The organism is Nocardioides sp., assembly GCF_035703625.1.
Lineage (GTDB): Bacteria > Actinomycetota > Actinomycetes > Propionibacteriales > Nocardioidaceae > Nocardioides.
Genome location: NZ_DASSXS010000234.1, coordinates 1 through 6,804, shown reverse-complemented (window position 1 = coordinate 6,804; position 6,804 = coordinate 1). Strand labels below are relative to the sequence as shown.

Here is a 6,804-nt window from a genome sequence, read left to right as displayed (position 1 = left end):
GCCTTGGACGAGAGGCCGTCGACGTGCTGGCGCAGCTGGCGGGCGTGTCGCCCGAGCGCCTCGCGGCGCGTCGCGTCGTCCTCGGTCGACGTGGCGTCGAGGTAGGCGTCGAGCGGCACCTTGGCGTCCACCACGACCTGGCGGCGGCCGACCAGGTGGACCACCAGGTCCGGGCGCTGCGCGCCGTCGTCGAAGCGCACCTGCTCGGTGAAGTCGCAGCGGTCGACCAGCCCGGCGAGCTCGACCGCGCGGCGCAGGTGGAGCTCGCCCCAGCGCCCCCGCACCTGGGGCCGGCGCAGCGCGGTGGACAGGGACCGGGTCTCGCGGGCCAGGTCGGTGACCTGCTGGTGGAACTCCCCCTGCCACGTCGCGCGGTGCTGGTCGAGGTCGCGCATCTGGTCGCTGAGGCGGTCGAGGCCCTGCATCACCTCGGCCTGGTCGACCATGCCGGCTGAGTACGACGGCCGGCTGCGCGCCCAGAGCAGGCCCAGGCAGCCGCCGAGGAGCAGGCCCAGGAGCAGGCCGGCCAGCGCGAGCGTGAACGAGGTCAGGATCTCCATGCCGACGAGCATGGACCAGGGCACCGACATCACCGCGCAGCGGCGCGCGAGGCGCCGGTGCGGGGATCGGGCACAATCGCCCTCGATGCGCACTCACGGACCTCGGAGCCTGCTCCGGGACACCTCGGCGCTGGCGTTGGGGTCCGTCGTCAGCGGCCTGCTGGCCTACGTCTTCTTCGCGCTGGTGACCCGGGCCCTCGGCCCGGTCCCGGCGGCCCCGGTCTCGGTGCTCTGGGCGTGGTGGAGCTTCGCGGGAGCCGCCCTCACCTTCCCGCTGCAGCACTGGATCACCCGCTCGGTCACCGTCCACGAGGGGGAGTGGGCGGTCCGCAGGGCGCTCGGAGGCGTGATCCTCGTCGTGGTGATCGTCGGCGTGGTCGCCGGCGCCGGGTCGTGGTGGGCGCGCGACCTGCTCTTCCACCGCTCCGACGCCGCCTTTCCCGCCCTCGTGGTGGCCGTGGCGCTGGGATCCGGGGCGATGGGGATCGTGCGTGGGTTGCTGGCCGCGCGGCGCAGGTTCCCCGCGCTGGGCGCGGCCCTGGTGGCGGAGAACGCCCTGCGCTGCGTCGCCGCGCTGGCCCTGATGGTCGCGGGCGTCGACGACCCGGTCGCCTACGGACTCTCGCTGGTCGCGGGCTACCTGGCGATCGGCTTCTGGCCCTCGACCTACCGGATTGCCGACACCGGCAACGACGTGGGGGCGGAGTCGCCCCTGGCCTTCGTGACCGGGGCGTCGGTGGGGCAGCTGCTCGGCCAGGTGGTGCTGACCGGCGGACCGGTGCTGCTGGCCGCCGCGGGCGGGGCTCCGGCCGAGGTCACGGCGCTGTTCGCCGGCCTGGCGCTGTTCCGGGCGCCGTACACGCTGGCGCTGGGACTCGTCTCCCAGCTGACCGAACGACTCACCGTGCTGGTGGTCCGGGGCCGGCGGGAGGCGCTGCGAAGGTTCCGGATCGGGGTCGTGCTGGCGACGCTGGGTGCGGCCGTCGTCGGCGCGGCCGCCGGCTACTGGGCGGGCCCGCCGCTCATGGAGCTGATCTTCGGCGAGGGCGTCCGGCTCCCGGGCGGGTTGACCCTGCTGATCGCCGTCGGCACCGTCTTCGCCCTGGCCAACCTCGTCCTCACCGTCACCGCCCTGGCGCGAGGTCGGACCGGGGCGCTGGTGCGCGCCTGGGTGGTCGCCGCGGTCCCGGGGGCGCTGGTCTTCTGGCTGTCGCCGATGAGCGCGCTGGACCGCGCCACCTGGACGTTCACGGTCGTCGAGGCCGCGGCGTTCTGCTGGCTGGTCGCCGAGGACGTGCGCAGCGGGGCCGGTGACCGCGACCGGTCAGGGCTTCTCGGCGCTCAGGAAGATCGATGAGCCGAACGGCAGGTCGCGCCGGCGGAGCAGCCTGCTCTCCACGCGGCTGAGCTTCATGAACAGCGAGTCGAGGGTGGGCGAGACCTGGGGCAGTCCGTCGCCGGGGTCGGGTCGCCGAATGCGTCGTACGACCCGCTCGGCGGCGAACATCGGGAAGACGCCGGCGAAGCCGTGCGTGCAGCGCCGTACGACGAGTCCCGCGCCCTCGACGGCCGCGACCAGCCGGCGCCGCGTGTAGCGGCGGTAGTGACCTGCCTGCACGTCGTGGTCGGTCCACGCCCACTGGTAGGCCGGCACCGACAACAGCATCCGGCCGCCCGGCGCCAGGACGCGAGCGAGCTCCGAGAGCGCCAGGTCCTCCGGGTCGCAGTGCTCGACCACGTCGAACGCACCGACCACGTCGAACGCACCGTCGGGGAACGGCAGTGCGAGCGCCGACGCGCAGACGCCTTCGCCGGGGGCCAGGCCGCGAGGGTCGACGTCGATCGCGATCCGCTGGTGGTCGCCCCGCATCCAGGCGACGCTCGGCCCGTCCGCGCTGCCGACGTCGAGCAGCCGGCGAGGCTTTCCGAGGAAGTCGCCGAGGGCCGACTGGAGCAGCTCGGTGCGGGCGCGGTACCACCAGTAGTCGGGCTGGTCGATCGAGGACGAACCCGGCTGGTTCCTGATGTCGCTCACGTGGCCTCCCTTGTCGCCCTCAGGAACGAGCTCATGACCCGCTCGAGCTCGTCGCCCGTGAGGCCGTTGAAGAACGGCAGCCGCATCAGCCGACCGCTCACGTCGCTCGTGACGGGGCACTCGACCGCACGGGCGGAGAAGCGACGCCCGCCGTCGGAGTCGTGCAGCGGGACGTAGTGGAAGGTCGTCGAGACGCCGTCCTCGCGCATCAGGTCCATGACGCGGGTGCGGGTCGCGTGGTCGGGCATCAGCACGTAGAAGAGGTGGAAGGCCGGGTCGCAGTCGTCGGGCACGACCGGGAGCCGGAACCCGAGCTCGGCGGCGTCGTCGGCGAGACCCTCCCGGTAGGTCTCGAAGACGTGCCGGCGCCGGGCCTGGATCGACTCGGCCTGCTCGAGCTGGGCCAGCAGGTAGGCCGCGAGGGTGTCGGAGAGTCCGAACGAGGAGCCGGTGTCGCGCCAGGAGTACTTGTCGACCTGGCCGAGGAAGAACGCCTGGCGGTCGGTGCCCTTGTCGTAGTGCACGCGGGCCGGCGCCAGGTCGCGGTGGTCGTTGAGCAGCAGGGCCCCGCCCTCGCCACAGACGAAGTTCTTCGTCTCGTGGAAGCTGAGCGAGGCGAACCGGCCCAGGCTGCCCAGCGGCTCGCCCCGCCAGCGCCCGAAGAGGCCGTGCGCGGCGTCCTCGACGACGGCCACGTCCGGTCGGTCGGCCAGCACGGACCGGATCCCGTCGACGTCGCAGGCGATCCCGGCGTAGTGGACGATGACGACGGCCTTGACGGTGTCGTCGAGCAGCTCGGCGAGGTGCTTGGGGTCGAGGCCGAGGGTGTCCGGCTCGATGTCGCAGAAGAGGATGCGGGCGCCCTGCCGTGCGAAGGCGAGAGCGCTGGTGGTGAACGTGAACGACGGCACCACGACCGTGTCGTCCGGCCCGAGGTCCAGCAGCATGGCGCTGAGCTCGAGCGCGGTCGTGCAGGAGGTGGTCAGCAGCACCTCGGCGCCGGTCTCCTCCTGGAGGATCGCGGCCGCCCGCCTGGAGAACGGTCCGGACGCCGAGGTGTGGCCGCCCTCGACCGACTGGCGCAGGTAGTCGAGCTCCCGGCCCTCTGGCGCGGTCCGGTTGAACGGAATGGTCGGCTGCTCGGTCATCGTGGGCCTCCCACCGGGTGGGGCCAGGGCAGCTCGCGGCCGACCAGGCCGGCCAGCGTCCGGTCACTGTCGTGGTAGTAGTCGCGCAGCCGCTCGACGAGCCCCGCGTCGAGGGTGTCCTCGGGTCGTTCGGCCTGGTTGACCGGCTGCCCCAGCGACGCGGGGCGGACGTCGGCGTCGACGCCCAGCCACCGGTAGAGCTCGCCGATCCGGTCGGGCTCCTCGACGAGGTCCTCGAGGAACTGCACGCGGACCAGGCCGGGGAAGGCCTCGAGCCACGGCCCGAGGTGGTCGGCGTACCGGCCCCGCTCGAGGTAGGCGTAGGGGGAGACCGACGTCAGCTGCGGGTCCCAGGGGAGGGGGCCCTCGAGGTTGCGGGTGAGGGCCTCCTCGACCGAGCGCTCCTCCATCCCGTGCGAGCGGCTGAAGCCCCAGTTGGACACGGCGCGCTCGATGGGGTCGCGCAGCTGGACCACGATCCGGGGACCGCCCAGGACCGCTGTCGCGCGGCGGATCGCGTCAGGGGACTCGAGGTAGCTGGTGCTCTTCTCCCCGAGCGCCGTCGCCGTGCCGGCGTGGGCGAAGAAGGTGCGGTCGTACCACTCGGCGCCCCGGTCGACGACCTCGTCGCCGAGGAACACCTTGGGCTCCGGCCGCGCCGGACGGGCCATCGCGATGTCGGGATGGTCGGCCAGGAGCTCGTGGAGGTACGTCGTCCCGCACCGCTGGGCGCCGATCACCAGGAAGTGGTGCGTCATCCGGTGACCTTGTCGGAGATGTGGAAGCTCTCCTGGGTGCTGACCGCGTCGAGGGTGCGGACGACGTACTCACCGATCATCGAGAGCATGGCGATGGTGATGCCGCTGAAGATGGCGACCAGCACGACCAGCGTGGTCCAGCCCTCGACGCGAGTGTCGCGCCAGACGGCGCTGAGCAGGTAGAAGCCGCCGAGCAGGAAGCTCAGCCCGGCGACGGCGAACCCGCCGATCGCGGCCGTCCGCAGGGGCCAGGAGGAGTAGCTGAACAGGATGGTCAGCACCAGGGAGAGGATCCGCAGCAGGCTGTAGTTGCTCTTGCCGGCGGGACGGGGCTGGTGCCGGACCAGGGCGTTGGCCCGGTCGCTGGAGTACAGCAGCGCCTGGCCGGTGATGTAGGGGTGGGCGTTGCGGGCCGCGCAGATCCGGTCGACCACGTCACGGCGCAGGATGCGGTGGTTGGACACCACCAGGTCGGGGGGCTGGAGGAAGATCCGCCGGTTGATCATGCCGATCAGGCGGGTGCCGATCCGTCGGTAGCCGGCCGACTGCTTGCGCTCGAACTGCCCGAACACCAGGTCGTGGCCGTCCATCGCCTTGTCGATGAGCTTCAACGCCTCCTCGGGAGGGTTCTGCAGGTCGTCGTCCATCGTGATGACGTAGTCGCCGGTGCTCTCGTGGAAGCCGGCCAGGTTGGCGTGGTGCTGCCCGTAGTTCTTCAGCAGGTTGATCGCCGTGACCTGGGGGTGGGCGCGGGCGCGACCGGCGATGACCTCCCAGCTGCGGTCGTGGCTCCCGTCGTTGACCAGGATCACCTCGTGCTTGAGCCCGGCCGTCGTGAAGACCTCGACCACCCGGTCGACGGTTTCGCCGACCAGCTGCTCGCTGTTGTAGACGGGGATCACGATCGAGTACGTGAACGCCGTGGGGTCGAGAGGCACGGTCGCAGGCTACCCACTGGCGTCCCGGTAGCCTCAACGGCGGTTGCGTCGGGCGCGCTCCTGGGCGCGCTCCTGCGCCCGCCTGACCTGGTCGAGGGTGGCATTCCCGACCGTGCGGTCGACGAACCACGTCCACCCGGGCGCCGTGCCGACGGCCACGTAGTCGCGCTCCAGGATGTCGGCCAGCCACTCGAAGTCGCCGTTGGTGTGCACCGCGATCACGGTGGGTTCCTCCGCCTCCACCCACCGGGCGTACCCGTCGGTACCGCCGGGGTAGTGGTGGTCGATGTAGTTGCTCATCCCGCCCGCGAACATCTGGTAGCGGGTGCTGCTCGTTCGTCCGCTGAGCACCAGCACCTGGGGCGCCTCGACGGACAGCACGCTGGCGTCCGGCCCCAGGGTGGTCAGCACGGCGCGGACCGAAGCGCGCTGCAACGGAAGCCCCTCGCTGCTGCTGGTGACGGACACCATGCCGCCGGCGGCCAGGGAGATCCCCACGACGCCGACACCCACCACTCGGCCGGTTCGGGGGAGGGCCGAGCGGAGCGCGTGGACGATCACGGCGAGCCCGAGCGAGGCAAAGGGCAGGAGGACGAATGCGTCGGGCCAGCCGTTGAAGCCGCGCATCGAGACGAGGAGGCCGGCCAGCAGTCCGGCGCCCATCATCACCATCTCGTGGCCGGCTCGGCCTCCCCGGAGGTTGCGGACGAGCTGCCGACTCGCGGCGACGGCCAGGGCGACCATGCCGGCCAGCATGGCCCACACCGCCGGGCCGTAGCCCTCGACCAGCGCGTCGCCGTTGGTGCCGAGGAACTCCACCAGGCCGGTCTGGACGGTGTAGCGGAGCGGGATCACCAGGAAGGCGTCGATGAAGGTCGGCAGGGCGCCGGCCAGCCAGAATCCCAGCACGCAGAGCACGGTCGGCACCAGGCCCCCCACCGTGAACCGGACGAGGGGGGCGACGAGCGCCCGTCGGCCCAGGGATGCCATGCCCACCGCCGCGACCAGCGCCCCCACCGGGAACGCGGGTTGCCAGGTGAGGGTGGTCAGCGCGACGAGGACGCCGGCCGATGCCCACTGGCGACGAACAACCGCCAGGAGGCTCCAGGTCAGGAGCATCACCATGATCGGCTTGTCACGGGGACCGCCGGCGGCGAGCACGACGAAGCCCTGGAACGTGAGCAGTGCCGTGGCGGCCACAGCACCCTCCAGCCGGCTCCCGAGCGTGTCACGCGCCAGGAGGTAGGCCAGCCACACGGTGACCGCCGACAGCACCAGCACCAGGAGCCGCATTCCGAGCACGTCGTCGATTCCGGCCAGGCGGGCAGCCACGACCCCGACCCCCGGGATCAGGTGGGAGAGCGG

The 6,804-nt window shown here is 72.2% G+C and carries 7 protein-coding genes; 1 reads left to right on the top strand and 6 read right to left on the bottom strand.

Going from position 1 to position 6,804, the window contains the following annotated elements; all coding sequences use genetic code 11:
• Window positions 1-560: DNA recombination protein RmuC (locus VFN12_RS12095; RefSeq protein ID WP_325118946.1), on the bottom strand; the 560-nt coding region annotated here is incomplete at its 3' end.
• Window positions 561-645: 85 nt separating this feature from the next.
• On the opposite strand from VFN12_RS12095, the gene VFN12_RS12090 reads away from it, so the two are divergent.
• On the top strand, window positions 646-1,917 hold the full coding sequence (locus tag VFN12_RS12090) for a lipopolysaccharide biosynthesis protein (RefSeq protein WP_325118945.1): 1,272 nt from the start codon (window positions 646-648) through the stop codon (window positions 1,915-1,917).
• Here the strand turns inward: VFN12_RS12090 and VFN12_RS12085 are convergent.
• From VFN12_RS12085 to VFN12_RS12065, 5 genes are all read right to left on the bottom strand, one after another.
• Window positions 1,885-2,595 carry a class I SAM-dependent methyltransferase gene (locus tag VFN12_RS12085; RefSeq protein ID WP_325118944.1) on the bottom strand — a complete coding sequence of 237 codons (711 nt, stop codon included), beginning with the start codon at window positions 2,593-2,595 and terminating at the stop codon, window positions 1,885-1,887. The two genes, VFN12_RS12090 and VFN12_RS12085, sit on opposite strands and share 33 nt — an antisense overlap.
• Window positions 2,592-3,743, bottom strand: a complete 1,152-nt coding sequence (gene rffA / locus VFN12_RS12080; protein WP_325118943.1) for a dTDP-4-amino-4,6-dideoxygalactose transaminase — start codon at window positions 3,741-3,743, stop codon at window positions 2,592-2,594. Before rffA ends, VFN12_RS12085 begins: the two co-directional genes overlap by 4 nt.
• Entirely contained in the window at window positions 3,740-4,501 is a 762-nt protein-coding gene (locus tag VFN12_RS12075) for a sulfotransferase domain-containing protein (protein ID WP_325118942.1), read from the bottom strand. Before VFN12_RS12075 ends, rffA begins: the two co-directional genes overlap by 4 nt.
• Entirely contained in the window at window positions 4,498-5,439 is a 942-nt protein-coding gene (locus VFN12_RS12070) for a glycosyltransferase family 2 protein (protein ID WP_325118941.1), read from the bottom strand. Before VFN12_RS12070 ends, VFN12_RS12075 begins: the two co-directional genes overlap by 4 nt.
• A 33-nt stretch (window positions 5,440-5,472) precedes the next feature.
• Window positions 5,473-6,804 (bottom strand): hypothetical protein (locus tag VFN12_RS12065; RefSeq protein WP_325118940.1); only part of this gene is annotated, 1,332 nt, incomplete at its 5' end.